Annotated in this window: 27 protein-coding genes, 4 pseudogenes and 1 riboswitch; of the genes and pseudogenes, 4 read left to right on the top strand and 27 right to left on the bottom strand. The window is 33.6% G+C overall.

The window, feature by feature from the left end; translation table 11 throughout:
- Positions 1-98 precede the first annotated feature (98 nt).
- From NQZ71_RS04155 to NQZ71_RS04135, 5 genes are all read right to left on the bottom strand, one after another.
- Entirely contained in the window at positions 99-1,208 is a 1,110-nt protein-coding gene (locus NQZ71_RS04155) for a glycosyltransferase family 4 protein (RefSeq protein ID WP_144454067.1), read from the bottom strand.
- Positions 1,205-2,512, bottom strand: a complete 1,308-nt coding sequence (locus NQZ71_RS04150; protein WP_144454069.1) for a hypothetical protein — start codon at positions 2,510-2,512, stop codon at positions 1,205-1,207. The genes NQZ71_RS04155 and NQZ71_RS04150 overlap by 4 nt, the downstream gene beginning before the upstream one ends.
- Before the next feature lie 44 nt (positions 2,513-2,556).
- Positions 2,557-3,237: a sugar transferase gene (locus NQZ71_RS04145; RefSeq protein WP_394374122.1), complete on the bottom strand. Its 681-nt coding sequence runs from the start codon at positions 3,235-3,237 to the stop codon at positions 2,557-2,559.
- Positions 3,238-3,423: 186 nt separating this feature from the next.
- Positions 3,424-4,122, bottom strand: a complete 699-nt coding sequence (locus tag NQZ71_RS04140; protein ID WP_317011376.1) for a CpsD/CapB family tyrosine-protein kinase — start codon at positions 4,120-4,122, stop codon at positions 3,424-3,426.
- Complete coding sequence (locus tag NQZ71_RS04135; RefSeq protein WP_317011375.1) at positions 4,109-4,849, bottom strand: YveK family protein; 741 nt, start codon at positions 4,847-4,849, stop codon at positions 4,109-4,111. The genes NQZ71_RS04140 and NQZ71_RS04135 overlap by 14 nt, the downstream gene beginning before the upstream one ends.
- A 224-nt stretch (positions 4,850-5,073) precedes the next feature.
- On the opposite strand from NQZ71_RS04135, the gene NQZ71_RS04130 reads away from it, so the two are divergent.
- A complete protein-coding gene (locus NQZ71_RS04130; protein WP_317011374.1) occupies positions 5,074-5,838 on the top strand; it encodes an SGNH/GDSL hydrolase family protein in 765 nt (254 codons plus the stop codon).
- Between the two features lie 271 nt (positions 5,839-6,109).
- Here NQZ71_RS04130 and NQZ71_RS04125 read toward each other — a convergent pair whose 3' ends face one another.
- The gene (locus NQZ71_RS04125) at positions 6,110-6,874 is read right to left on the bottom strand and encodes a tyrosine-protein phosphatase (protein WP_144454074.1); all 765 of its coding nucleotides are present in this window, start codon (positions 6,872-6,874) and stop codon (positions 6,110-6,112) included.
- Between the two features lie 625 nt (positions 6,875-7,499).
- On the opposite strand from NQZ71_RS04125, the gene NQZ71_RS04120 reads away from it, so the two are divergent.
- Positions 7,500-9,182 (top strand): methyl-accepting chemotaxis protein, encoded by a 1,683-nt coding sequence (locus tag NQZ71_RS04120; RefSeq protein ID WP_317011373.1) that lies wholly within the window; start codon positions 7,500-7,502, stop codon positions 9,180-9,182.
- 162 nt (positions 9,183-9,344) lie between these two features.
- Positions 9,345-9,647 (top strand): hypothetical protein, encoded by a 303-nt coding sequence (locus tag NQZ71_RS04115; RefSeq protein ID WP_317011372.1) that lies wholly within the window; start codon positions 9,345-9,347, stop codon positions 9,645-9,647.
- Positions 9,648-9,669: 22 nt separating this feature from the next.
- Here the strand turns inward: NQZ71_RS04115 and NQZ71_RS04110 are convergent, their stop codons facing one another.
- Positions 9,670-10,539: a PhzF family phenazine biosynthesis protein gene (locus NQZ71_RS04110; protein ID WP_317011371.1), complete on the bottom strand. Its 870-nt coding sequence runs from the start codon at positions 10,537-10,539 to the stop codon at positions 9,670-9,672.
- Between the two features lie 374 nt (positions 10,540-10,913).
- On the opposite strand from NQZ71_RS04110, the gene NQZ71_RS04105 reads away from it, so the two are divergent.
- Entirely contained in the window at positions 10,914-11,399 is a 486-nt protein-coding gene (locus tag NQZ71_RS04105) for a hypothetical protein (RefSeq protein WP_317011369.1), read from the top strand.
- Between the two features lie 311 nt (positions 11,400-11,710).
- A riboswitch (cyclic di-GMP riboswitch) is annotated at positions 11,711-11,792 on the bottom strand.
- 255 nt (positions 11,793-12,047) lie between these two features.
- Here the strand turns inward: NQZ71_RS04105 and NQZ71_RS04100 are convergent.
- From NQZ71_RS04100 to NQZ71_RS04005, 20 genes and pseudogenes are all read right to left on the bottom strand, one after another.
- Positions 12,048-12,509 carry an SMI1/KNR4 family protein gene (locus NQZ71_RS04100; protein ID WP_260056221.1) on the bottom strand — a complete coding sequence of 154 codons (462 nt, stop codon included), beginning with the start codon at positions 12,507-12,509 and terminating at the stop codon, positions 12,048-12,050.
- A 2-nt stretch (positions 12,510-12,511) separates the two neighbouring features.
- The gene (locus NQZ71_RS04095) at positions 12,512-13,261 is read right to left on the bottom strand and encodes an HNH endonuclease signature motif containing protein (RefSeq protein ID WP_317011368.1); all 750 of its coding nucleotides are present in this window, start codon (positions 13,259-13,261) and stop codon (positions 12,512-12,514) included.
- A 200-nt stretch (positions 13,262-13,461) separates the two neighbouring features.
- Positions 13,462-13,950 carry an antitoxin YezG family protein gene (locus NQZ71_RS04090; protein WP_317011367.1) on the bottom strand — a complete coding sequence of 163 codons (489 nt, stop codon included), beginning with the start codon at positions 13,948-13,950 and terminating at the stop codon, positions 13,462-13,464.
- Entirely contained in the window at positions 13,931-14,212 is a 282-nt protein-coding gene (locus NQZ71_RS04085; protein ID WP_317011769.1) for a hypothetical protein, read from the bottom strand. The genes NQZ71_RS04090 and NQZ71_RS04085 overlap by 20 nt, the downstream gene beginning before the upstream one ends.
- A pseudogene (locus tag NQZ71_RS04080) lies at positions 14,130-14,386 on the bottom strand (recombinase family protein); the annotation flags it as partial. The gene NQZ71_RS04085 and the pseudogene NQZ71_RS04080, both read right to left, overlap by 83 nt.
- 104 nt (positions 14,387-14,490) lie before the next feature.
- Positions 14,491-14,676: pseudogene (locus NQZ71_RS04075) on the bottom strand (RNase A-like domain-containing protein); the annotation flags it as partial.
- Positions 14,677-15,107: 431 nt separating this feature from the next.
- Positions 15,108-15,464, bottom strand: a complete 357-nt coding sequence (locus NQZ71_RS04070) for an Imm3 family immunity protein (RefSeq protein ID WP_317011366.1) — start codon at positions 15,462-15,464, stop codon at positions 15,108-15,110.
- A 15-nt stretch (positions 15,465-15,479) separates the two neighbouring features.
- Positions 15,480-15,845: pseudogene (locus NQZ71_RS04065) on the bottom strand (deaminase domain-containing protein); the annotation flags it as partial.
- A 12-nt stretch (positions 15,846-15,857) separates the two neighbouring features.
- Positions 15,858-16,136, bottom strand: coding sequence for a hypothetical protein (locus tag NQZ71_RS04060; RefSeq protein WP_317011365.1), 279 nt, complete (start codon positions 16,134-16,136; stop codon positions 15,858-15,860).
- A gap of 337 nt (positions 16,137-16,473) precedes the next feature.
- Complete coding sequence (locus tag NQZ71_RS04055; protein WP_317011363.1) at positions 16,474-16,797, bottom strand: hypothetical protein; 324 nt, start codon at positions 16,795-16,797, stop codon at positions 16,474-16,476.
- 208 nt (positions 16,798-17,005) lie between these two features.
- A complete protein-coding gene (locus NQZ71_RS04050) occupies positions 17,006-17,494 on the bottom strand; it encodes an SMI1/KNR4 family protein (RefSeq protein ID WP_317011362.1) in 489 nt (162 codons plus the stop codon).
- Positions 17,491-18,043, bottom strand: a pseudogene (locus NQZ71_RS04045) (HNH endonuclease); the annotation flags it as partial. The pseudogene NQZ71_RS04045 and the gene NQZ71_RS04050, both read right to left, overlap by 4 nt.
- Positions 18,044-18,376: 333 nt before the next feature.
- Positions 18,377-18,985 (bottom strand): immunity protein Imm33 domain-containing protein, encoded by a 609-nt coding sequence (locus tag NQZ71_RS04040; protein ID WP_317011361.1) that lies wholly within the window; start codon positions 18,983-18,985, stop codon positions 18,377-18,379.
- The gene (locus NQZ71_RS04035; protein ID WP_317011360.1) at positions 18,982-19,239 is read right to left on the bottom strand and encodes a hypothetical protein; all 258 of its coding nucleotides are present in this window, start codon (positions 19,237-19,239) and stop codon (positions 18,982-18,984) included. Before NQZ71_RS04035 ends, NQZ71_RS04040 begins: the two co-directional genes overlap by 4 nt.
- A gap of 378 nt (positions 19,240-19,617) precedes the next feature.
- On the bottom strand, positions 19,618-20,097 hold the full coding sequence (locus NQZ71_RS04030) for an immunity protein YezG family protein (protein ID WP_317011359.1): 480 nt from the start codon (positions 20,095-20,097) through the stop codon (positions 19,618-19,620).
- A 166-nt stretch (positions 20,098-20,263) separates the two neighbouring features.
- A complete protein-coding gene (locus NQZ71_RS04025) occupies positions 20,264-20,728 on the bottom strand; it encodes a toxin-antitoxin system YwqK family antitoxin (RefSeq protein WP_260056166.1) in 465 nt (154 codons plus the stop codon).
- Positions 20,729-21,383: 655 nt separating this feature from the next.
- Complete coding sequence (locus NQZ71_RS04020) at positions 21,384-21,893, bottom strand: ankyrin repeat domain-containing protein (protein WP_260056165.1); 510 nt, start codon at positions 21,891-21,893, stop codon at positions 21,384-21,386.
- Between the two features lie 22 nt (positions 21,894-21,915).
- Complete coding sequence (locus NQZ71_RS04015; protein ID WP_317011357.1) at positions 21,916-22,551, bottom strand: AHH domain-containing protein; 636 nt, start codon at positions 22,549-22,551, stop codon at positions 21,916-21,918.
- Positions 22,552-22,812: 261 nt separating this feature from the next.
- Positions 22,813-23,169 (bottom strand): Imm3 family immunity protein, encoded by a 357-nt coding sequence (locus tag NQZ71_RS04010; RefSeq protein WP_317011356.1) that lies wholly within the window; start codon positions 23,167-23,169, stop codon positions 22,813-22,815.
- Between the two features lie 26 nt (positions 23,170-23,195).
- A complete protein-coding gene (locus tag NQZ71_RS04005; RefSeq protein ID WP_317011355.1) occupies positions 23,196-25,136 on the bottom strand; it encodes a deaminase domain-containing protein in 1,941 nt (646 codons plus the stop codon).
- Between the last annotated feature and the right edge of the window lie 80 nt (positions 25,137-25,216).

Below are 25,216 nucleotides of genomic sequence, written 5' to 3'. Positions count from 1 at the left end.
TAATATCCTCTTCATTCACATTCATAACTTTTTTTCATATTTGATCTAATATTTTTCTTTTATATTAACCAAGTGTATATAAAATTTAACAATAAAATTTATAGAGATATGCTCAGTTCTATTTCTTTACACATGCGACTAGTTGTACAATTTTTCAAGATAAACTCTTTACCCTTTTTAGATATATCTTTTCTTAATGTATTATCTTCTATAAGGATTTCTATCTTATTTTTTAAATCTATAGGATCATTAGGATTTACTAATAAACCAGTTTCTAAGTGAGTTATTACTTCAGGAATTCCGTTTACGTTACTTCCGATACTTGCTATTCCTAATCCCATCGCTTCCAACATTGCCCTAGGTAATGGATCCCATAATGATGGCTGTACATAAATATCAGATTCATTAATAATTTCTAGTACATCCGACCTGTGTCCTAATAAGACTACCTGATCCTTTAATCCATAGTTATCAATTTTCTGACTTAAAAAATCTTCATTTTCCCCTGATCCTAACAATAATAATTTCACCTTATATTTAGTCATCTTTAACGCTTCAATTAAAACTTGTTGTCCTTTTCTTTCTATTAAGGCACCTGCACATGTTATAACAAAGTCTGACTGGGAGATTCCTAATTCTTTTCGTTTACTTGAACTTGAAACATCAATATTTTCGTATTGTTCAGTATCAATGCCATTTAACACTGTCATTACTTTTTCCTCTTTTAAAGAAAAGTATTTTATCGTTGTATCTCTAACATCTTTAGAAACTGAAAATGCTTTATCAATATATTTAAAAGAGAACTTAGCAAATTGCGTATAGATTATTTTCTTTAACCCTTGGACATCTTCAGATAATATATTGTGAATAGTTGTAATTACTTTAAGCTTCTTCCCTATACTGATTTTTATCAAGGCACTTAAAAAGTCTGATTTAAGCAAATGCGAATGTATAATTGATATTTCATTTTTCAGTACAATTGCCCTTAACTCCAATAATGACTTAAAAAAGGATTTGTTCATATCTACAACAATAATTTCCACTCCATACTTTTCCAACTTCCTAAATTCCTCAACATAATCCCCAGGAGGACACGCTAGCCAAACATTATAACCCTTTTTTGCAAACTCCTTAGTAATTAGTAGCGTATGTTTTTGGGCTCCTCCATTACTATTAGATCGATCAATTAATTGCAACATATTTTTCATATATCCCCCACCTCTCTCTTACAGGTCATTTTACTTTTTTGTTTTTCTTTTAAGTATAAGCTTAGTAAAATTCCAATTACTAAAGTTAACATTCCTGATTCTAATACTGTTAATGTTCCGCCAAAGGAGAATAAAACTATTAATAAAACGTATAAATAAATATTATATTGTTCCTTTAAATTCAAACATATAATACCTTTAATAAGTTTATAGATAACATAAATACCCATTACACCAAAGTTTACTATTAAAAATAAATAAAAGTTATCTACTGGGTTTGCAATCTCTTGTTCAAACTGTTTTTGAGATGCCCCTAATCCGCCCAATCCTCTACCAAACAATGTAAAATTAGAATTATTCATTATATTTAAGGCCTCTGGCCATACATAATCTAGTCTAGTAAAATAAGAGGAAAATAGGTATTGACTCAAGAAGGAATCTGAAAGAATGAGTTTACTAGTAAAATCTAAATTGGTAAACGATAACAGGGGCGGAACAAGCCCAAATCCTAGTAAAAATATCAAGCTTAATTTTATAAAAACTGAAATTAACTTTTCACCAATTCTGTTATTTACTATTTTATAAATTTTTAGCGGAAGGAGGAAAACAGGTAACAAAATAATTGCTAAATAAACAGTTTTTGAGGTAGTCAAATATATGCCATATACGCTTATAAAGAATAAAACTGTATCATAAACTTTTAGTAGCAACTTGTTTTTATAATTATTAACCTCATTATGAGCTAAATATAAAACTATCAATAAGTAAATTAATGTTGCCGATTCAAAAGAAGCTCTTTGAAATCCTGAAAGTCTCTCTACACTGTATGAAGTCCAATCTCTGTTTCCAACAACTTCATACTCTCCAATAGAATACACAAGTCCGTTCCATGGTAAATCCAAAAATAAATCAAGTACTAAACCACCTACAATGAATGGTGTTAGTATTCTATATAGAGTAACGAAAGTTTTTGATTTAAATTCACCAAAGTAAATATAGATAAAACCTGCTAATAATGGTGAAATTATATTTAGCCCGAAGAATATTTGTGCTAATTGTAAATCGTTAATAATACCGAAAACCATCCCAATTAAAATCATACAAATGATCAATAACAAATTCCTACTGATTATTAAAGTTTGGAACACTTTGATAATTCCTATTATTATCACCATGAATAATACCACTGTTTTGAAGTATATTAGTGGTGATAAATGCATTAAATTCAAAACATATCTAAAAAAAGCTTCAAATGTATATATAATTACCCATATCATAGTCAAATAATTTAAAAGACGATTCAAAACATTCTCTCCTGATAGTTGCTACCTAAAGAGTACATACATACTCAGTATGCACCTTTTTTTAATAACACTACTATTATTGTTTGCACTATAATCTTAATATCCAAACCGATGGATTTATTATATACATAATAAAGCTCTAGATCAGCACGTTCTGGGTAACCAACGTCACTTCTTCCACTTACTTGCCAATATCCAGTTACTCCTGGCTTAACCCTTAAAAAATCTTTTTCACGGTTTTTATATTCAACTAATTCTTCCTTAACTATTGGTCTTGGCCCAACGAGACTCATTTCTCCTTTTAATACATTTATTAATTGTGGCAATTCATCTAGACTCGTTCTCCTTAAAAACAGACCCATTTTAGTTATTCTAGGATCAACTTCTGGTTCCAATTTATAACTATTATTTATATAAAGATCATAAAGTTCTTTATTATTTTTCAATTTTTCATCTGCATTAACTACCATTGATCTAAATTTATATATATTAAATAATTTTCCGTTTTTACCATATCTTTGCTGTTTGAAGAAAATAGGCCCCTTTGATTCTCCGTTAAGACTTAATACAGATATCACTATAAAAAGAGGTAGTGTTATAATTAATCCGCATAGAGATCCTATAATATCAATCAATCTTTTTATAAATAAAAAACTAAGCGATTCTTTTGAAACGTTAGTAGCATATAAGCTCCCGTTTTTATTCATTTCTTTACTTTGTTCAATCACATATTTCTCCTCCTTCGTTTATGTAAGTAAATTAAATTTCGCTAGCAACGCAGTAATAGCATAAAATGTACTAGCTTAATATTCTATAAGAAGATACCTATATAAAGAGCATTTTATAAATTAAAACCTTATTAGGTACCTTCTATTTATTATTTATAACTAGGTATTTTTTTCGAACAGTTGTTAATTGTTTCCATAGTAGTAATAATTGCTATTTTTATCTAGTTTTTTATTATTTAAAACCACACCGAGAATCTTACCATTTGAAACTGATAAAAGTTCCTTTGTTTTAACTAATGAATCCTTCTCAGTTTTACCACTACTAACTACCAAAACACTTCCTTGGCATAAATTAGCTAAAATTTGAGCATCTGTTACCGCTAGTACAGGAGGAGTATCAAAAAGAATAATATCAAATTCTTCAAGCGCCTGTTCTATAAAATGGAGCATAGCTCGAGAGCTTAACAACTCAGACGGATTAGGAGGAATAGGTCCACTTGGAAGGATAAATAAATTCTTTTCATCATTATTTTGTACTGCTTCCATTAATGACATTTGGTTAGTTAACACCGATGTTAAACCTGAGGTGTTAAGGGTATTAAAAGTGTAATGTACAGTGGGTTTTCTTAAATCTGCATCTACTAATAGTACACTTTTACCCTGTTGAGCAAACACCACTGCCAAATTTGCCGTAGTTGTGGATTTCCCTTCACCCGGTCCTGAAGAAGTTACCATAATAGTTCTTATCTCTTCGTCTACATTGGAAAATAAAATATTCGTTCTAATTGTTCGGAATTGCTCAGAAATTGGTGATTTCGGATCGTATTTCGCAATAATTTTCCTTTTACTATCCAATAATATTTTTCTATTATTTGCTACCAACTGAACCACCTCTTCCTTTACCTATATTTCCCTTTAATTTAGTCGCTTTACTTTCATCTATTGTTGTTATTGCCCCCAATACTGGCAAGTTCAACAATTTTTCAATATCTTGTTCTGTTTTAACAGTGCTATCTAAAAATTCTAATAAAAATGCAAGACCTACCCCAATCATTAATCCCACTATTGCAGCAATAGCAATATTTAATGGAGGATTAGGACTAATAGGAGATTGATTTTCTTGATCATTTGCAAGTGGAAGAACACTAACGTTATCTACCTTCATTATTTTTTTGATTTCTTTTTCAAAAACTTCTGCTGTTTTATTGGCGATATCCAAAGCAACTGCTGGGTCCGGATCTGTTACCGAAACAGTCATGATTTGGGAATTTTGCGCACTTTCAACTGAGATTTTTTCATTTAACTCAGATACACTCGAATCTAAAGCCAATTCAGTCTTAACTTCATTCAAAATAGCAGCACTTTTTAAAATAACACTATAAGTGTTAATTAATTGGATATTTGTTTGAACTTCATTGTAGTTATAAACTGTCTGGTCATCTTTAGCTTGATTTACAAGTATTTGTGTAGAAGATTTGTATTCTGGTGTTATTACGAAGTAACTTACTACTCCACTAATAATCATGGCGATTAATGTTATGGAGATGATTAGTGCGATTCTCTTCTTTAAAGTTTGAAATAGTTCTTTTAAACTGATTGTTTCTTCCATGATTTCCTCCTAAAAATAAATAAAAACATGATAATTATATCACATAAGATTGCTAAAATTGTTTCTTCTTGTAATACTTTTAGTATTCTTGTATTTTTATCTTCGAACTCTACTTTAACAAGTATTTTACATTTTTAGTAGTCTTTTTTTGTTTTAGGGAATAATTCCCTAAATAGCTTTTTCTGCTATAATTATAAAGTCATAATTTATAAATGGAGGTTATAATGAAAGCTATTATTATTACTGTTTTGTCTATCTTACTGACTGCTGTTCTTGTAATTGGGAATATTCACTGGGGAAATGTAAAAACCAGTCCTTTAAACAATAACTCAAATTCCCCTTCAAGTTCAGTAAATAATATTGATTCAGACTACTATTTAAAGTTTGCTAGTGCATGGCCAGAAGATTCACAAAAACAATTAGAAAGTGCAATAAATAATGATGATACTTACCATATATTATTACTAGGATCTGAATCAATTGGGAATTTAGATTTAGGCCTGATGTCTAATTTAAGGGAAGCATTAATAAACACTTATGATAAATATGTATCAATAGATAGCATGGTATTCAACGAAACCACAAGCAACTATGTATTAAATGGTGATACAGAAACCTTAATTGATGAGAAACCGGATATGATTATTTTTGAACCGTTTCTTCTTTCAGACAATAATATTATAGATATTAATACTACTCTTACTAATCTCTCTACCATAATAAAAGAAACAAAAGAGCAGTTACCTAATGTAACATTCATCCTACAACCAGCAAATCCAATATATAACGCCAGCCTTTATCCTACTCAAGTTGCTGCATTAAAAGAATATGCAGAATCAGAAAATATTACATACTTAGATCATTGGAAGGATTGGCCGGAAGGCGACAGCAACGAAATCTTAGATTATATTAATCAAGATGGAACACCCAATAAAAAAGGATATGAAATCTGGAGCAACTATATAACTTATTTTTTAATAAGTGAATAAAACGAGCAATTTTGCTCGTTTTCAGTTGTTTCGTTCTTTATATAGCACAACTATCATAGCACTTAATTTCTGTTTGAGTAAATAGCGACATTTGTTGTTTTTTGTCGAAAAAAGTTAAAAATACTTTCTAATAATTTCAAAAAAACATCTGTCCTAAAAATATTTCCACCAATTGCATATAACAGATTAGAAAAATGAACTTTTCAGATTATTATTTATTTAGAATAAAAACTAGGATTTCAATCTAAAAAAGAAGTTTCTTGGAATATCCTCAAAATATCCCAAGAAACTTCTTTCTTCTAATTGGTTGTGGCATCTCTTTATAAATATTCTTATTCTCTATAAGTAACTCAGCATTTTCTGTAAACATATAAACATAATCAGATCCAAACTTCGCTTCTATTTCATCAAATGCCTGATTCATTTTATATGTGCGGCTTGTCGTATTATGAGCATCTGATGCGATAAAATGAGTTAAATTTGCTTCAATTAACTGTTCGGAGAATTGTTTTACTTTTTTCCCAAAGTAACCACATACACTTGCTGCTGTTACTTGTGTCAGTGCCCCATTTTGTACAAGCTTGTACATTAAATCTGGGTTTTCCTGTAACTCTTTGTTTCGTTCTGGATGGACGATTATTGGAATAATACCTTGTGTTTGGATATCGTAAAGCAATCTTTCAGCATATCTTGGGACAGATGAAGATGGAAATTCAACAAACAAGTATTTTGTATGATTTAATGTTAGTATTTCCCCTTTTTCATAGTCCTCCAGTAGCTCTCCAAATATACGTACTTCCTGTCCTGGCAGGATGTTAATTGGAATATTCCTTTCAGTAAACTGCTTATTTAAATTTTCCACATGCTTGAGAATATCTTCTTTATTATTAGTAAATTGATTGTTTTTGTGATGAGGTGTAGCGATAATGGTGTGTATACCTTCTTCAGCTGCAACCTTTGCCATCTCTATGCTATCCTCTATTGTTTTTGCACCATCATCAATACCAGGTAATATGTGGCAATGAATGTCAATCATTAATGTATTCACCTCTCCGCTTTTATCATTCTATTATACTAACTTTTCATTTAGCAATCTAGTTACAAAAAGTTGGATGGGTTTGATAACATCCTGTTTATTAAACTATTAGTTTTTGATTATATAGGTTACTATTTATGAAAACGCTTCCTAGTTTCTTCTATTATATATACATATCATTCTTACCATTATTAAGTAAGGAATATTGTATCCAAAAGCACCTCAAACAAGAATCCCTAAGTTTGGAATATTGTATTTAAACAATATGCGGGTTTCTGTTTCGATTATTGAACTTTGTATGTACCAAGCATTCCAAAGAAGTACTCTGTAATGGTAAAAGCCAAACAATTTTACACTCTTCCAAGCCAATTCTCTGGGCTTACAAAACACACCTTCAGCTGGTATATATTGTTATACAAAAATAATTTTCTTGATACATTTTTCTCTATATTTTTAATCACTCTAATTTTTCATATAAAATTTGTATTGTTAAGTTTATAGGTCTAAATATTTGGGTAAATAGTCACTGTTGTGCTATTATCAAAATCTATTTTAATACATATATCTCAGTTTAAAAATTCTTAAAATCAAAAAATACAAATAAAAGTTATTGCGAGGGGAAAAAATGGGAATTAGAAGAAAAGTGTTTATTGGGTTTGGTGCAATATTATTGTTTATTATAGGGTTTGCGGTAGTCGGTTATTGGGGGAATGATCGTGCCGATGATCAGATGACCAAATTGATTGATAAAGATTATAAGCTTGTTTCTTTAGCAAATACCCTAGAGGAAAATTTATCTCAACGTGTCATTATGGCTCGTGGTTATGTGTTATATGGGGATGAAAACTATAAAGCGCAGTTTGCTGAGAATGCAGAAGAGTCTGCTGTATTAATGGATGAAATGGAAAAGTTATTATTAGGAGATAACGCAGATTATGCAGATGCTGTCGCTAAAACGGAAAAATGGAATAATCTTATTACTGACCAAGTAATTCCTGCATATGAAGATGGCGGATTCGATGCGGCAATTCCGTTAATGGAACAATATTGCCAAGTTTGGTCGACAGATGCAATGGATGCATGGGACAAGGTTAAGAATACAGTAGATCAGCAACTAACAGATACAGGTGATAACCTCATTTCTGAAAATCATTCTCAGAAGAATGTATTTATGGTTATGGCGGTCTTGACGGCTGTTATTGCGCTCGCTGTAGCAGCTTGGTTAATCTATACAGTTGTAAAACCAATTAAAGTGATTGAGGGAAGGCTTACACAAATCAGCGATAATGATTTATCTGGTGAACCACTTCATTTCAATAGCAGAGATGAGTTCCAACAGCTGGCCAATGCTGTTAATACAATGGTCGCAAGCTTAGTTGGCATGATTGACCGCATTAAAACGACAGAAGGCAGATTATTAGACACTTCGAGTCAATTGCTCACAGCAAGACAGGATTTGGAGGCACAATCAGGGGGAATTTTAGAATCATTTGAACAAGTAACCACTGGTTCTTTACTTCAAAAGGATACTGCTAATGATATGGCAGCTACGATGGCTGAAGGGGCAAAAGGCATTGAACTTATTGCAAGCTCTTCGTCATCTGTCGCTGATTATTCTGTACATGTGAATGACGCTGCTAATGAAGGCAATAAAGTTATCCAAAATACTTTGGACGAGTTAAAAGGTCTTAACACAACTGTCACTGAAACAGTATCTGTTATGGAAAACCTGGGAGAAAGAACAAACAGAATTGGCGCGATTTCAGAGGTTATCACTAATATCGCTGAGCAAACAAACCTGCTTGCTCTTAATGCGACAATTGAAGCAGCAAGAGCTGGTGAGCACGGTAAAGGGTTTGCTGTCGTTGCGACAGAGGTTAGAAAGCTGGCGGAGAACTCGAAGGAATCTGCAAAGGAAATTGCTGACTTGATCCAAGCAGTTAAACATGATACAGAAACTGCGGTCACTTCTACTCTTAAAAGTAAAAGTGAAATGGAAAGCAGCTTGTTCTCTGCTAATAATGCTGGACTAGCCTTTAAAAACATTCTTGCTTCCATTGAAAATATTGTTGCTCAAATTCAAGAAATATCCACTACTTCTGAAGAGCTGTCCGCAAGTGTTGAGGAAATAACAGCCTCTTCTGAAGAATTAGCTGCAATCGCAAGTGAAAATGTGGACCATGTTAATGCTGTCGCTTCTGCTTCTGAAAGCCAAACTGCAACTAATGAACAAGTCGGCAGATTAATTAATGAACTTAATGAGATGTCAAAAGAGCTTAATGATACGATGGATAAATTTAAACTGTAATACACTCAAAGTAAGAAGGCCGCTGATAAGCGGCTTTTTGCTATATATCTCAATTTCATTTACAGAAAACAAAACAACATACTTAACAATAATTGAACGCGCTTACTTTTAATAATATAATAAATATAAATATCTTACTTAGAGGAAACGGAGATGCACTCTATGCTAAATGTCAAAGGGTTACCATATCAAGACGTAAAAATCAGCAACTTAAGCTCCTTCGATGGTTATCAAATAAATTTCCGCATTAATGATCATTTATATCAGTTTCTAGTGGGAAACAAAAAGATGCCCTTCCCTTTAAACGTTATGCATATTTTCAAAGAAAAGGATGTTTGTATTTTTTGCAATAAGACAATTTATCCTTACCCTGCCGGACAGCAGATCTGCCTTGCATTCCAAAAGCAATTGCCTTCTTTGCTCAATCATTTTCAGACTAGTTATCCTAATGACTTTATTGCTTAAGGAGGGAACCCCCCTCCTTTTTTTATTGCAGTTCTATCCATTTAGAAGATAAATAGATCCCCTCTCCCCCAACCTCCAAAGTTTGTATCTCATTATAACTATCCACTTTAAAACGGGAGATAATTTCAGATGGAGCTTTCATCGCATGACCTTGTTCAAATATTAAACTTGTGCTGGCTGGATCTATTAATCTGTGTTTATGTAGATAGCCTGTCAATGCTCCACTAGCTGTGCCTGTTGCACTTTCTTCGTTAATATCATAGAGTGGCGCGAAATTACGACAAAAGGCATTTGCCTTTGTATTAGTATCTAATGTAAAAACATGGTAGCCCACAACTTGATGCTCGACGCTTATTTCTTCAATTGTATTAAAGTCTGGCTGCAGGCTTTGCAGTACTTCATTATTTTTGATTGGTACAAGGATATCCTTTAAGCCTGTTGAGACAATTTCAATGGGCAGGTCATTCATAATATCTGCCTCTGAAATGTTAAGTAACAGGGCAATATCCTTTTTGTCCAACTGTTGGCTGAATTCAGGATTATTCTGTGTGAGAAACACCTTTTCCCTTTCCACTTTTACTGGAAGAATGCCAGCTTTTGTTTCAATTGTGAAGCTGCCCTTGTTTATAATATTTTTTTGCACTAAAAGGGCAAAGCTTGCGATTGTGGCATGGCCGCATAAATCTACTTCTGCTGCTGGTGTAAAGTACCTGATTTTATAATCGGCAGATGCGGAGCTTAGAATAAAAGCAGTTTCAGACAATCCCATTTCGGTAGCGATGTACTGCATATCACCGGCACTCAGTCCGTCTCCCTCTACTACAACTCCAGCAGGATTGCCTCCTGTTTTGTTTTTTGTAAAGGCATTTACTATAAATACTTGTATGTTCATCTTTTTATACCTCTCTTTAGTTATCTTTCCTGTATTCTCGTTAGCTTCTATTTTAGATTGTTTTGGGTTTGTTCACTAATTTTTAGGCATCAATTTGTTATTATAGTCTATAGATAACCTTTAGGAGGAACTTGGCTGTGCTCTTATATGACAAACCTAAAAAGGCATTTTTACACAATGACTAGCAAATGAAAGTGAAGAAAATGATAAACAGCTCATCTATCATTTCAAAAAAGGATAAGTGACTGTTTTAGGGGAATATTCAAGATACTATGACAATGAAGTGGACAAAGCCTATATTATTAGATTGTCATTTCAGTTCAAAAGAGCATTTTACGAGTAGATTAAATTCTAAAAAAAGAAGGTGTAATACTTTGAAAATGCCAGAGGTATACCTAATTGGCGAGCTGAGGATGAAAAACTTTGAAATCTTTCGTCTTATGCAAACAAAGGAAGATGGCTGGAACTATGTTATTGGATTTCTACTTATTGAAGATTGCAATAGAAAAAGCAGGATTTCGGATTATCCTTTTTTAGAAGAGGTTTATAAAGACACACCAGAAGAGTTTGATACATCTGAAAATATAATAAAGTTACAGGCAGTAATCACAGAACCAATGGCTGAAGAAGACATAGAGGTTTTAGAGCATATCAGTGTCAGCTTAGTAGAATTCAAGGAACAGACTGCTGTTACTTTTTCCGTTATTGTGAGGGAAGACCTAAATGAGTTAATCGGTCTGCTTGATGAAAATCCTTTTGCTGTTTATACAGAACTCCTGCTGTACACAGAAGCAAAGCCTACAGTTTCTCATTTTAAGAAGGAATCTCTAAGAAGACTTCTTCAGGAGGATTCCTCTTGAAAATTTAAAACCAAGGTATCTAACGGTGTGTGAGTATAGCATAAGATACCTTGGATAGGATTTAAGACCTATAAATGGTATTATATTACCATCCACACTTAAGGCATAGTGGTAATATAACCCATTCTTTCAAAAAAATAAAAAAGGCCCTTCTCTTAAAGTAGATGGGCATTAAACTTATTATGAGATCTTTCTTTTCTTTCCACATCGAACACACTTATCAGTATAATAACTGAATTTATGTCTACGTTTACATAGACAAATTATCGCTTTGAAAAACATGTTGACACTCCCCTTGATGATTATTCAATCGAGGTAGTCCAGCCATCATAGAATTCCTTAGACCTGTGACTTTGCGTCCCATCTTTTCAATATGGTTTGCCTTTGTCTGGATTAGAAAGATAATATGGATATATTAACACTATGAAGATATTATTACCATTAACAAGAGATTACAGTATTGTTAACTTTATAATAAGAACTAGTTAGTAGTTCATCGTGTGTTCAAAAAATAAAAAAACCTTAAAAGCACCATTGAACATCGGGCTTTTAAGGTTAGAAAAGAAAACTCTGACATCAAAACAATAGATTTGGGTTTGTTACTATATATTGATGCAGAAAATTATACTTATAGAGGTAAAATTCTCATCACAAAAGTGCAGTTTCCAGTGCATTACTTAACATAGTATCAAAACTTTCAAATGACTCAATTAAAGTTCCGGAAGGCTTATCGAGTTCAACATATAAATCTTCTTTTTGATCATAACAATACCATGCTGTATCAGAATCACCAAAAAATAAATACTGTTTTTGCCACTCATTTTCATACCAAAGCCTATTTGTTTCAATAAACCCTTGGCTGTCTTCTTCTAATTTACTATCAAGAAATTTTTCATCAACACCATATATTACTAAACCATTAAAATCTAATCCATTTATGTTTTTTAGAAATTCAATATACGAACTAGGTAATACAACATCGCCTAATTCATCCTTAATCTTATGATTCATTTTAATAATTTCAGCATCTGCTACTGGTCTTCTAAGTGAAGACCCATACTTTTCTTCTGTTTTTCTAATTTCTTCCACAAGTTTTTTCCATTGCAACATATCTACTCTTTCCCTCCTTCAAAGGGTTTTGGTGGGTATATCTCATCTTTAAACATTGGCCAATTTATTGTAATACTTTGTTTGGGTGCTAAGCCTCTAGTTAAAGTGTTTTGTTCATTAGTAACCGCTTTATGATAAGGATCATTATTAATCAGTACTAGGTTCGCAAAATCATTTGTTCCCCCATCATCTAAAGGCAAATTATGATGTACTTGCCATCCTTTAGGGTTAAGTCCGTCTTGCATCCTAGCAATATCAACTGCAACTAAACCAGCTTCTTTAAGATATTCGACTCTAATAGGATCAGTTGCAAATTCCTTAAGAAACTTCTTACGAACGGTACTATTAAATTCCTTTCTAAGTTTAGCAGTTTCTTCCGGGGATCTCTTAGTGTATATTATTTCTTCTAGCTTTACACCTTTTAAGTGAATTTCCTGCCCTTTTAGAGTCCCTATAAAGTAATCATCTTGTTCACCATTAACTGCATCCTTAACTCCACTACCACGCCCACTCAACATATTCAAATAACTTTCTTTATCCCCACTAACCTTCCCAACACCATCAGCCCTACTCTCAGCCTTCAAGTAGGAATTCACATCACCAACCCCACCCGCAAAGGCCACATTAGGACCAGTATGAAGGCTCCTTCCAAGATCATCCATAAACGCTCTTGAAACATCCGCTCCTTGCTTGCCGATCTGTACGGTTGAGTTCAGGGCTTGTTGGCCGAGTTTGCCTGCTTCTTTTGCCATGCCTGGGACAAATGGAAGGCCGGCGAAGATGCTTTGGGTTAGGCTTGCTGGGCGTTGTTTTCGGATAGGTCGTCGGCTGATAGGAGGATGTAGGGAATTTGACTCCTTATGCTAGTTTAATTTAACACTGAAAGCAAGAAAGCACTTGATCCTTAATACAATCAAGTGCTTTCTTGTTGACCATGCATATAAACTTTATTTTAAATGGGATCATTTTGAAATTCAAAATAATACTTATCAATTATAGCTTTATTATTTTCATTGTCTGGTACTTCACCTAAGTATTTATTTTTCCAAATAATCATTTGGTCACTGAAACTATATTCTGTATCAAACCAATCTGTATAGTCAAAATGCACATTTAATTGGCCTGTACTTTCTAATTTTAGTGTGAAAGAGTACCAAAGTTCTTGCTCCTCGCTTTTAAAAACTTCTCTCATTTCTTCCGATAAAGAAAATAGCTTTCTTTTATTTAATTTGAATGATTTTTCGTCTACTTGATATTTAAAAGGAATTTCAAGGCTATATACATTCAAACTTGGGTTGGTTGAAGGCTGATAGAAGAAGTATATACCCCCACCATCTTCTGAGATTTGAGCATAATAGTAAAATCTCTCCCACTTTTCTGGAATCATTTCATTAACAGTTTCAGCTATCTTTCTATATAAATCATTCAATCTTTGTTCCAACCATTTCAACCTCCCATTTACGTTTATAATTTTTCCAAACATTTCTTTTCTCTATTTTTTCATACATTATCTCAAATGAGCTTGGTCTCAACGACGTTTCTAGATAAATATTTTCGATTTTTACAGAAACTTTTCTTGGTGGTGTTTCTTTCAATGCATTAGCCCTTCTGTCTCCATTTAATAGCATTGACCAAAAAATCGTTGGGGTCTTTCTTATAGATACTGTAAAATGGCTGTTCCATGCTTTTAAAATCGCAGCCATATTTCTTTAACTCTTACTGTATCAACACCATTACAATATCTGACTGCCATAATCCGCTTGTGTTCAGCACTACCACAAAATCAATTTGGAAAGACGAAAGGTGAGCCAACATCTCTTGAAAGCCAACCCTGTCTATTTTTCCAATGCTTCTTCATTTAGTTTTGCGCAACTTAAACAAAACATTTTCTTATTGTCTCACTCAATTCTCAACTGTTTTAATATAAATTAAAGTAAAAAACCTTGAAAGGCTTTTAGCCAATTAATGTTTAATAATAATGTTATTTTGTTTTAACAGCTTCTCTTATTTGTTCAATAACCTGATAGAGCCATTTTGGATAGCCAGTTAGAATGTAATTCCCTTCTCCATCCTTTTTCAAGACAATTCTAGCATTTGTCATATTTTCAACAGTTGTAAAACCTCTTTTTACTCCACGTCCAATGACTTCGGTTCCTTCATAAGTTAAAACTTTCCCGCAAAGTATTAAACTGATACTCCTTGATGGTACAACCATCATGAGCTTTCGATTTTAAAGGAAATCATTTTCCTTTTGTCTCACTCATAAATCCTCACTTTCCTTTTATTCACTAGCTTTATGTATCTGTAACATTACCACTTTTAGCATTACGAGCTTTGTCATTTTCATTAGTTTGTGCGTTTGGCAGTAACATAAGTCCTCTCGGCACGTAAAATGTCATCTCACCTATTTATCATTATTATTTTCACAAACCAATATTAAAACAGAATGCCTTGATGGTACAACCTTTATGAGCTATGAATTTAATTTAGACATTTTTATTTTGTCCAAAGCATAGATATCACATAAAAAGCACCTAATGCCCTAAAAAGGAAATCAAGTGCTTTTAATTAATTTAATCATCACAACTTCGCAAATTACTACTCGGAATAAGGGTTATAGTCTATCTCAACCTTACTAAGACCATCTAGTACTTTCTCTATTCTATTAGTCAAATCTGCATTTTCTTCATGTGTCAGTTCACTTGTAGCATCTAAATCTTTAAACATACTTAATCTCTTTGTTATCCCTTCAACATATCCAATAAAGGCATTATTTTTGGATAACAATATTTCACCTATAGCAGTATCAACAATAAAGTCTTCTATCTTTCCTAGATTTATATAATCATTAACAGTTCTTGCTATTGCATATTCATGTCCTCTATTTAATTTTAAATAATCATTGTAGTCTTCATTAATAGCCTCAAATATTTCATTATATTCCCAGTCTTCCAAGATATCACTCCTCTTTTATGGTTTAAGTCTTTCATCGTTATTGTGAATAACTTCCAATTCAATATTCTTATATTTATTACCTTTGCTACAACTGTCACGCGTATCTAGTTCTGTAAATAACCTAATTTCACCAGTAGCATTTACATCATCACCCAGTTTTAAAGCAATTTCATTCAAAATCTTATACTCAGTGTCAGAATCTCGCATAAAAGGTTTTCCCTCTTTGCCAGGTGCTAGAGATGCCTCAAAAATTGGCTCATTTGGTTTTAATGAAATTTCAGGAACTTTTTCTTCTAAATCCCCTTTAAATTCATCTATTTTACTCGAAGCATAAAATTCCTTTTTATTTAAACTATTAACATCCACCTCTGCAAGAGCAAAATTACCAGACTTCTAATATTTACTCGATAATTTCCCTCTTAATTCCTTCACTCTACCAATTATATGTGCTTCTGTTACTGAATCTATTTGTCTAGTTGGATATACTTTACCCATACCCTTAACAACATCCACACTACTACCACTTAACATACTCAAATAACTTTCTTTATCCCCACTAACCTTCCCAACATCAGTTCTACTCTCAGCCTTCAAGTAGGAACTCACATCACCAACCCGACCCGCAAATGCCGCATTAGAACCAGTATTAAGGCTCCGTCCAAGATCATCCATAAACGCTCTTGAAACATCCGCTCTTTGTTTGCCGATTTGTACGGTTGAGTTAAGGGCTTATTAACTAGAGTTTAGTTACTTTACTAACCTTGCCTTGAACAAACGCTAGTCTATTGAAGATTATAAAAATAAAACATAATCCTGAATACTACTGAACTCTTATATTAATTTAGACATTTTCACTTCAGTAATTTACATTTTTTACTTCTTCAAACCAAAAATTGAAAATATCATCTGGTAAAAGCTCTTCGTCATTTGAATAAACTAAATCATATCTATATTTTCCTTTTAAACTATTCTGCTTCACATTATAATGTAACTTTATCTCTGTAGGCATTTATTTTCCATATTTTTTACATTTTTCATGGATTTTTTCTAAATTTTCAAGTCCAATATCTAAAACAGCTTCTTGCCTTTGTTCAGAGGTATCATAAATAAATGCTTTCTCACCTATCGTACTTGTGTTATTTACTGCATCATTTAAGTTATGCTTAAAAACATATTGACTATTTATTTTAAAAAATACGTCAAAAACATACATTTCTGGCTCATAGGAACAGTAAATGTAAATATCCTCTGCCTCATTTTCAACGTATTCTAAACAAATAGCTACCATATCTGCTTGTAATTCAGAAAAATAATCTTCAAATACTTTACTCAAGACTATCACCCCTAATTTTTTAATCTTTCATCTCGATAGAAAAGGCATCCATGATGGTATCATCATGGAGTCTCTCTTTCACATTTGTTTTTCTTACTGTTTTCAACCGATTTTATTACAAAAGAGAAAAAGCACTTGATATCTCAAGTGCTTTTTCTCTTTGTAACTATTATTAATACATTTTGCCTTATCTTATCTTATTATAATTTTAGTCATGCAGTTTATCCAGAAATTCTGTAAATGTTGCTGCAACGTAAAATACATTTTCTCTTGCACGCTCTTCAGCCTGTTCTTCTGTTAATCCTTCTTCTTCCATTAACATTTCTTTTTCAGCAGCGTTCTCATGTTCCCAAAAGACAACAATTGGATTATCTTCATGATTTTTATAATCAAAGCATATTAAATTTCCTGCTGGGTCAAAAGCAATAGGTATTATTTTCTCTGGAAGAGTATCCTTGTAATCATTGAAGACTTCTACAATATGCTCATCATCTTCACTGTCATATGTTAATAATGTTCCGAAGACCTTTTCTTTTCCTTCGACTTGAAATATTTCAGGGCTAACATGTGCACCGTTGAAGTTCATAGCAACTTCTATATAATCTAAGGGAAATTTCACTCCTAATGTTTCTCCGACATTCTCCACTTCTTTTTTAGTTACTGGTTCGTCCCATGATCTCCATTTTACATTACTCATCTAATACCATCTCCCCATAATTTATTCCCACCTAAATGATTAACTTTATGCGTTTTAGATATTACAAGTTGCATCTTACCAGGCACTTGATGATGATGCCATGTCAAGCCTTTTATTCTAGCTTCCCCATTTTCAATATCCCTAAGTTGTTTTGAAGTGAATAATTCTTTAGATAACTTTCCTTGATCAATCGCTTCTTTTAATAACTTTGTACATTCTTTAAATTGAGTATCATCAGTTGCCTTGAACAAGTTTCTTTTCTAATATCATTGAAAACTTTACGTCATCTCCTCTAAAAATTGAAAAACCTAATACATCATAATCTACGCCTTTCACGTGTTTCCCTCCCGCTAATCCTTTATTAACTATATTGTTCTTGGGTGAAGCATTTAAGTAGTCGTCTACAAGTCCTACAACCGCCTTAAATTCCTCTACACTGTCGTAACCAAATTCTTTTATCGTTGTATCGTCTACAACCTTCAAAAAGTCTTCAACACTATCGTAGCCTTTTGGAACAATAGATCTATTTACCAGGTTTCCTTTTGCATCATTAACCCATTGGTTATCGCTACGAGCTTTGTCATTCTCGTTAGTTTATTAGCCAATCCATATCATAACTACCGCTGACATGTGAAATGTCATCTCGCCTATTTATCTCATTATTTTCATAAACACAGTACTAAAACAGAATGCCTTGATGGTACTACCTTCATGAGCTATGAATTTCAAACAATCTTTTTTTAGTGGTCCAATGCATAAACTTCTCACAAAAAACAAAAAGCACTTGTTGCCATTAGTAGACAATCATGTGCTTTATTCAATGTTTTGCTACCTGTATAGTTTAGTTGTGTAACTTAAGATCTCCATAAACATAAATAAAATCTATAAAGAGTCTTTAAAAACATCTACATCATTTTCGTTTAATACTGCTTTTATTTCATTACCTTCAAAAACAACCATATAGTCATTTGGTAAAGCAAGAACTTGTATGATCTCTGGTTTAACTTTTAGTAGTTGATATGCATATAGAGCATACAACTCTGTAGTATTATCATCCTCTATAGGACCTATATACCAACCTGAATCTCCTTTTTCAACATCTCCATTTCTTTGTAAATATATTTTCTCAAGTTCAAGTACACCTTTAGAAAGTATGATTTTATCACTAAAATTTATTGATGAACCATCGACATTTATCTTTCTCAAAAAATGACCTTGTTCTAGTTGTACCCACAATGCTAAAGTTAAATCTTCTGTTATATCTTCAAATGGATTTCTAGAGTAATCAGGAGTAGTTAATATAAAATTCCCGGTTTCTCTCTCTTGTAAATAATAGACGGACCAACCAACTTGTAAAGAGAATCCATGAATTAATTTATTAGGGTCTACCTGTTCTAATATAGCAAACAAAATTTCTATTTGAGGCTCTAATTCTTTTTCGGCAGTCACTATAATGGTTTTGCCCATAATAATCTTTTCAAATTTCTTCATTTCTGCAACCTCTCTTCTATAGCTATTTTTAGAGCTTCTTTAGCTTGTTTCTCTTTTTCTAGCATTTCCATTCTAACATTAACAGGAACCTCTCCCATTTTAGAATGTCCTTTCCAATCAGCCCAACTATGAGCTCCCTTAGATGCATTCGAAGATTTTCCAAGACCAATAAAATTAACTTTTAGATTTAAAATTTCTATTTGTTGTTCTCTAGTTAACCTACTAAATCCATCCATTTCAGTTATTTCTTTCATTGAAACAATATGGTCTGCTTCAAACTTATCAACTTCATACCCGTATACCGGGTCTACTTTATGGATTAACCATTTTTCTTACATCGTTACTTGGTGACTTTTTCCTCAAATTTTTATATTCGTCTTTTGTAATACCATTTCCCGCACACTTAATAACATCCCCACTAACCTTCCCAACACCATCAGCCCTACTCTCAGCCTTCAAGTAGGTACTCACATCACCATCCCCACCGCAAACGCCGTACGGTTGAGTTCAGGGCTTGTTAATTAAAGTTTAGTTTCTTACCTTTCCATTCCTGGAACAAACGCAAGTTCTTTTGAAGTTTATAAAATAAAAAGCACCTGTTGCCTAAAAAGGCAATCACAAGTGCTTTACGTTTATTTCTTTATGAATTTATCCATCTTCATTATTAAATCTAAATCTTGTTGCTCTTTATTTGATCTTATATATTTATGTTCAAAGTACTTAATTCTATCAGTCGGACCAAATTCACTAATGTGCCAATTTGTATAATCAAAGTGCACATTTAATTTACCTGTCTCAGTTAATACTAATGTTATAGAAAACCAAGGTTCTTGGTCATTATCAATAAAAACCCTTTGAAGTTCAACAGTTAACTGGAATAATTGGTGTAGTTCTCTATTATATACTCTTTTATCTACACTATATAACCTTGGGATATAATGAGAAAAAACATGTTGTTCTTCACCTTTCGGAGTAAAAAAGAAAAAAACTCCACCTTCTTCGTCCTTAATTTCGCCATTAAACCAAAATTTATCCCATTCAGATGGAATCATATCATTAATCTGCTGTGCAATTTTTTTATATAACTTATTTAGCTCCATTTCAAAACTCATATATTAGCCTCCTGATTTATTCGCATCTCACGAATCACTGGGAATTGACCTTCAATCTCATATTCATACATAAATGAATTAGGTTGCATGTTATTCTGCGAATAACTTGGCTCAATATCAATTTTTTCAAACCTTAAATTCTTATTCTTGTAACTTATTGTTAACCTCATTCACTTTTATCACGGCTAGTTAATCGGTTTATATATTCTACTTCATCTTTAGCAGGGGAACTCTTTTGTCCAATCAAGTTTCCTTGATTATCCCATTCACTATATTTAAGGCAAACACCATATTTGAGTTCACCCTCATATTTAAGTTTTCCATTTTCATGCCAAACTTTTCTTTTACCCCTTGTTTGTCCTTTTATCATATACTCTATTGATTTAACCATACCATTTTTATAGAAATTAACATTTGGCCCTTCTGCAAACCCATTTTCATAATGACAGTAATATGCTAAATTACCATTATCAAATACTTCATATGCTAAACCAGTAAAAGGTTTACCACCTTCGTCCTCTGGATTATCAAGAATCTCATCACTATATGAAGTAAACCAGAGCTCCTCATCAAAATCCACACCATGTGTTAACACATATTCTTTATTTAATATGTCCATATCATTCTCCAACCTTTTTCACCTTTAACTGAAATCATATCAGTCTGTAATAAATTCACGATCCGAACATCTTAGCATCATCATACCTACAGATTTTAGCTTTTTCCAGATCTAACAACATGTGTTATTAAATCTGATTGTTACTCATTAGGATTTGCAAGCAAAGCTTGATTTAAAGAGTAAGCCTTTGCATGAAAACCTGTTCCAAATGTATTTGACCATGCATACAAACTTTACACTAAATGGGATCATTCGGAAATTCAGAATAATACTTATCAATTAAAGCTTTATTGTTTTCATTATCCGATACTTCACCGCTAATACACCAATATATAGTTACCTATAGCGTTATAAGCTTTGTCATTCAGTTTATGGTCCTTTAGAATCATAAGTAACCTACCCAAATAATAGGTCATCATTCCATACTCTTTCTGGTTCAGTTTCCATAGTTCTAAAAACAATACTCCAGGATGGTACTACCTTCATGAGCTATGAATTTCAGTTAAGAATCTTTCATGTTATCCAAAATATAATTGTCTCATAAAAAACAAAAAGCACTTGTTACCTAATAGGCAATTAAGTGCTTTATTAATGATTCTATTTTTAATCTCTCCTCTATATTGACAAGCATATTAATCTTTTCAGGCTACCCGCCTGTAACACTTTTTTATTCTTTTTCCTCCATCTTCTGCTTTAAATATTCAGCGATTTCTGTTTGCCCAAATTGTCTAGCGTATTCATATGCATCCATATTCTTAATATTCTCTCCAGTATATCTAATTGAAATATCTATTCCTTTTTCAACTAGAAACTCAGCTACTTCTTTATGCCCGCCATAAATTGCTCCAAATAACGGATTTCTTTTTGCTAAGCTTACATCTAATTCTGCACCATTCTCAATTAAATACTTTACTATCTCCATATGCCCCTCTCCTGCTGCCAAATTTAATGCAGAAGCATCAAAGGTACCACCTATAGCATCAATATCTATACCTTTACTAATTAGATACTCAACTATTTCAAGGTGTCCTCTCTTGGCAGCTACATGTAACCACGTACCAAATGAAGTCATGGCATTTAAAATTTCATTATCATCACCTATTAATTGTTTTACTTCATTGATATCACCCATTTTAATTGCATTCCTTATTGCTTTGTTTATACTTTTTTGTTCCAAAACATATCCTCCTTTAATTCTATTATCTTCTACTAGCTAATACACCTAATTCTTCAAGAGTTTCAACAATATCGTCAAGGTCACCACCCTCAGATTCAACAGCCCTTAACCGATTCACTACTTCCTCTAAAGCATCAAGACTATGTTGTCCTACTACGGCATTTGGGGCCCAAACAAGGTTTTCCTCCCCAATAATTGGATCTATTCCATACCTTCTTAATATTTCCTGACCTTCTCGAACCAGTTCTTGTTGCTTCTGACCAAGACCTTTTTTAAATAAAATATGATGTGCATGAGGATTTATCATAGCAGAAGGTGGGTCACCTATTAGTCCTCTGAGATACTTACCAAAATCCATTTTAATTAATGCTTCATCATATTCTTTAGTAATGCCTAATTCAGACATCCTTTTTCTAATCTCAGTCAGCTCATCTACACTAAAAGTATTATTCTGTATAGCATTTTTAAGCTTATTCATCTTATTGGCATCTACTTTACCGTACACAATTATATCATCAAAATAATCACTTACAGTTTTACCCGTACCCTTAACAACATCCCCACTACCACCACTCAACATACTCAAATAACTTTCTTTATCCCCACTAACCTTCCCAACACCATCAGCCCTACTCTCAGCCTTCAAGTATGAACTCACATCACCAACCCCACCAGCAAAGGCCACATTAGGACCAGTATGAAGGCTCCGTCCAAGATAATCCTTAAACGCTCTTGAAACGTCCGCTCTTTGTTTGCCGATTTGTACGGTTGAGTTAAGGGCTTATTAACTAGAGTTTAGTTACTTTACTAACCTTGCCTTGAACAAACGCTAGTCTAAGATTATAAAAGCAAAAGCACCTGTTGCCTATTAGGCAATCAAGTGCTTTATAGTTATCTAATGTTGGGAATCTAATATAACTTACTCGGAAGATGGGTTATAATCTATCTCAACTTTACTAAGACCCTCTAATACTTTTTCTATCCTAGTAGTTAAATCTTCTATTTCCTCTTTTGTCAGTTCATTTGAAGCATCTATATCTTTAAACTTGCTTAACCTCTTTGTTATACCTTCAATAAGTCCAACAAAAACTTTGTCATGTCCAATTGCAATCTCACCAATAGCAGTATCAACAATAACATCTTCTATCTTACCTAAGTTATCGAACTCATCTGATAGTTTTGCTATAGCATACTTATATCCCCTATCTTCATCTAACAGTTCTTCATATGTCTCCTGAATTGCTTCAAATAATTCATTATACTCCCAATCTTTCATAATTATTTTCCTCCAAAAAATTTAGTTTAAGGAATAACTCTATTACCATTGTTGTGTATGACTTCTAATTCAATATTTTTATATTTAGCCGCAAACTCTGCTATAACATTATTACAACTATCGCAAGTATCCAATTCTGTAAATAACCTAATTTTACCAGTAGCTTGTGTATTCTCCCCAAGTCTAGAAGCTATATCATTTAGTATTTTATACTCCGTATCTGTATTCCTTAAATAACTAAATCCATTTTTACCAACTGCTTCTGTAGCCTTAAACATTGGATTTTTAGGTTGTAAAGAAATATCAGACACCTTATGCTCAAGATTTCCTTTAAGTTCATTTATGCTACTTTGAGCATAAAATTCCGATTTGCTCATCCCACTGACATCCACCTCTGCAAGAGCAAAATTACCAGACTTCTTATATTTACTCGATAAATTCCCTCTTAGTTCCTTCACTCTATCAATTATATGTGCTTCTGTTACTGAATCTATTTGTCTAGTTGGATATACTTTACCCGTACCCTTAACAACATCCCCACTACCACCACTCAACATACTCAAATAACTTTCTTTATCCCCACTAACCTTCCCAACACCATCAGCCCTACTCTCAGCCTTCAAGTATGAATTCACATCACCAACCCCACCCGCAAAGGCCACATTAGGACCAGTATGAAGGCTCCTTCCAAGATCATCCATAAACGCTCTTGAAACGTCCGCTCCTTGCTTGCCGATTTGTACGGTTGAGTTCAGGGCTTGTTGGCCGAGTTTGCCTGCTTCTTTGGCCATGCCTGGGATAAATGGAAGGCCGGCGAAGATGCTTTGGGTTAGGCTTGCTTGGCGTTGTTCGGCTGTGAGTTCGTTGCCGAACATGTCTTTGCCTGTTGTGTATTCGGATAGGCCGTTGGCGGATAGGAGGCCGTAGATGCCCATTTCGGTTTTTTCTAAGGTGCTGAAGGCTTGCACGTTTTTGTAGGTGCTCATTGCATTTTCGGCTGCGTTGATTCCTTTTGCGGCTGAATAGATGCCTTTGCCTCCTTTGACGGCTCTGCCTGCCCAGCCGACGATTGGGATGAAGCCGGCTAATGCCATGCCTCCTGCTGCGATGCGCTGTGCGGTTGACATCTTTTCACCTGTGACGGGGTCGACTCCTTCGACTGCTCGTTTGTAGTCATAGTAGCCGGTGAATTCACCGACAAAGGTTTTTACTCCGTCCCACACCTTTTCGACTGCAGGGCGTTCGGCGATTTCTCTTGCTTCTTGTTCTTGTTGCTTGTATGTAAGGTAGCTGATGGTGGCTTCTTCTGCCTCTCCCTTCAGCTTGTAGATATCGCTTTGATGATAGGCTTCTGCGTCAAACTGGATTGGTGAAATGCTGCTGCCTTGCTTTGTTGCGCCAAGTAAGGCGCTAAACAGCTGAATGGCATAGGCTTCCTCTCCTTCTGAAGACATATACTCGTCCTTCAGCTCCTGATCGATCTCTTCTACAGCTTCAATTGTTTTTGTGCGCTTTTTGCTGGCATCCATCATTAAGTCGTCGAATTTACTGCGGGAGAAGGGATGTAATGGGACTAAATCGTCAATATCACGAAAGATATTTTCTAGAGCTCGTCTTTGCTCTGTTATCATCTCGTCTGCCTGTCGTTCTTTTTGTACGAGATCCTCTTCAAGAAAGGCAGTTTCGACTCTTGAGTTGCTTCCTAAATCCTTGTCCTCCAGCTTGCCGCTGACGCCTTCAAAAAAGGCAATTTGTCTGTCAAATAAACGCCGCCAAGCCTCGACGACTTCGATTTGGCCTTGATAGAAGCCTTTGATTGCTTCTGCTCCTTTGCCTTCAAAGTCGTCTAAATCAATCATTTCCTGAAAGGCCCTCTTTAATGATGTAAATTGGTCGCGAAGCTTATCATAATGCTTCGCCCTCTGTTCCATTGCGTCTTGTAAACTTGAAGCATCTAATATTTTCACAGTATCTCCTTTCTTTTTCACAAGGATTTCGAACAATTAATCCATCATTATCAGATAGATTACCTAATATCCTTTTATTG

The organism is Niallia taxi (assembly GCF_032818155.1).
Lineage (GTDB): Bacteria > Bacillota > Bacilli > Bacillales > Cytobacillaceae > Niallia > Niallia taxi_A.
Note: the sequence above shows the minus strand (reverse complement) of the source record. Positions and strands in the feature narration are given on the sequence as shown.